At 57.5% G+C, this 2,574-nt stretch carries 2 protein-coding genes and 1 pseudogene; 2 read left to right on the forward strand and 1 reads right to left on the reverse strand.

What is annotated here, in order from left to right:
* Window positions 1–702: 702 nt before the first annotated feature.
* Window positions 703–1,191, reverse strand: a complete 489-nt coding sequence (locus M3I54_RS43890; protein WP_254346643.1) for a hypothetical protein — start codon at window positions 1,189–1,191, stop codon at window positions 703–705.
* An 88-nt stretch (window positions 1,192–1,279) separates the two neighbouring features.
* Here M3I54_RS43890 and M3I54_RS43895 point away from each other — a divergent pair.
* Window positions 1,280–1,906, forward strand: a pseudogene (locus M3I54_RS43895) (hypothetical protein); the annotation flags it as partial.
* 78 nt (window positions 1,907–1,984) lie between these two features.
* Window positions 1,985–2,574 (forward strand): IS701 family transposase (locus M3I54_RS43900; protein ID WP_254346644.1); only part of this gene is annotated, 590 nt, incomplete at its 3' end.

The raw sequence follows: 2,574 nt of genomic DNA on the forward strand, positions 1-2,574 counted from the left end.
CGAACTCGCTCGTGCGCCGGCGTCCACGCGCCCATTACACTGTCGCGAAACCCAACACTATCTGTCCTTGGACCCCGCATTCGCGCTGATTTTGCGCGACCGGCTCGTGCCATTCGTGTGGTTCCCGCGTGCGATAGCCACGCCTGTGGCATCGCGAATCATCGCGGCGATCATTCAACGCCCATAGACGCCAGCGCCTGTGGCGCGGTTTAGCACAAGAACTTTTTTGATTACCGATCGCGGGCGGGCGTCGCCAGGCATCGTCAGGCGTCAGTAGCCGCGATCGCCAACCAAAAAACTCTCTGCACAATGTCAAATCGCCATTCGCTGCCGCCCTTCATCGCGGACCTTGAAATGCGACTAACGGTCCTCCGCCTTTTCACCACCAAACGCGGGTAGCGGCGTAAAACCTTGTCTTCAGGCAGGTGGGTACGGCGCCCATGCGCATGGCTGGGGCAACTGGAGTCGTGTTGCTCTTTTGACATCTCGCTGCCGCACAGCGAGGCGAACTTGCTGAGCGTCTGGCGCTTGTGCTCGCACGCGGCGTCGGCTTCAGATTCCAGAATCTGGCCATCGGAGGGGTGGTGCTTCGGGGCGGAAGTCTTCGCAAGAGGGCGCGTCGACGTGCGATTTCAGTCTCTCTGAACGAACGAGTTTCAGCCGTGATTTTCAAAACATATGTCGCATTCCAGATTAATTTAATCAGAAAATCTCTCGTGGTTTTCGAACCGACGTCTTCTTCGAGCGTGAGATAAGAAGGAGTATCTGGGAAAGATGATTTCTATGAATACCAATCTGATCGGCTACGCGATCCAGCGTGATGCCGCTGTCCAGGAAGCCCTGTTTGGACCTCATTAGATCGTGAAGCTCTCTCGACTTCTCCTCCGCATACTTTCCAGTGAGAGAGCTTTTTGCGTAGCGTGAGGTTTTAATGCGGCTCGAAGCGACGTTTCCAAGCAGAGGGGCGAGATCGAAAAACACCCGTGCGGATGCGATCTTTCCATCTTCGAGGGAAGAATAATCTAGAGAGAATGAAAGGGACTTCCCCGTCCCGAGGCTGCGGCGGAAGCCGCGAGTCGGCATCAATGTGCCAAGATGAAGTTGCGAACGTTCATCGACCAGCGAGAGGGGAAGTCCATGCCTATTGTCACTATCGGAATCGATCTTGCCAAGAATGTATTTGCCGTTCATTTAGGCGCAACCTGGCGGCGCGCCGACACGATGCGCCTTGCTACGCCCCGCCGCAGCCGGTGCAGCGATCCGCTTTCCCAGCGTAGCACTGCCGCGGCCCCTCCATCGTATCCAGAGGTCCGGACTGGATGACTTCGGTCCAGCCAATCATCCGTTGCGACTGATTCGGCAGGGGTTGAACGATACCAGCGGTCGCATGGGTGAGGTTTTCTCGCGCATGTACGAGAGCGACGCCAAGGGAAGCCGCCCGCGCATCCGGTCGGAGAAACTGATTCGGGCGCGGCAGTGCTGTATTCGGTTAGCAGCGTGTAGTGCACAAGGCGAAGTCGGACGACGACATGCCGTCTGATAGAGCTGCAGGTCTTCACGAGAACTCGCATGGCGAGAAGCGCAGCGACGATACGCATGAATCCAGCACGGACAGTCACGCGCGACTGTTTCGCATGAGTCGTGGCACGGGCACAATGCTCTGCTATATGGGACAGGAGCTTACCGATAACAGGCACAACCTGGCGGTGAACGCACAGGTGACGCAGCCCAATGGCACGGCCGACCGCGACGCAGTGGCAGACATGCCTGCGGATGCCCCACAATTTGCTGGCGCGTCTATTACGGTAGGTGCCGACAAGAATTACGACATCGCCAGCTTGTTGCGACGCGCCGCGCACATGGTGCAATGCCGCATCTCGCGCAAAAAATCGCCCTCGCGGGCGGCTACTACTGTGTCAGAAAAAACATCTGCAGCGAAACGATACCTGGTAGTATTGAATAATGCATATTTCGGGCGATCGTGATGAGAGAAGATGTCGATGAATTTGACGAGTATCTGAATCATCTGGCGCAGGCGTTAGGGCACGCCGATCGCCATGCCGGCCTCAAGGGTTACTGTTCGGGCTTGGTGATGCCATTGTCACGCAAGAGCGTCGAGCCGATGGCCGCGCATATTGACCCACTTCACGCGAGTGCGAAACATCAGTCACTCCACCATTTTGTGGCCAAGGCAGAATGGTCTGACCGGGCGGTCCTGCAGCGGGTACGAGAATGGGTGATGCCCGCGTTAGGCCTGCACGCTGCTGAAGAGACTGGCTATTACTGGATTATTGACGACACGGGCTTCCCGAAGAAAGGCAAGCATTCGGTCGGCGTAGCGCGGCAATACTGCGGGCAATTGGGCAAACAGGATAACTGCCAGATCGCCGTGAGCCTGTCGATCGCGACGCAACGCGGCAGCCTGCCAATTGCCTGGCAGCTGTATGTCCCCAAGGAATGGATTGAAGACCGGGAGCGAGCGCGTCGTGCGGGCATCCCCGACGATCTCGCCTTCGAAACCAAGCCACAGATTGCGCTGGCCCAACTCCGCGAGGCTGTCGCATCCGGTATTGG

The organism is Paraburkholderia sp. CNPSo 3274 (assembly GCF_024206475.1).
Lineage (GTDB): Bacteria > Pseudomonadota > Gammaproteobacteria > Burkholderiales > Burkholderiaceae > Paraburkholderia.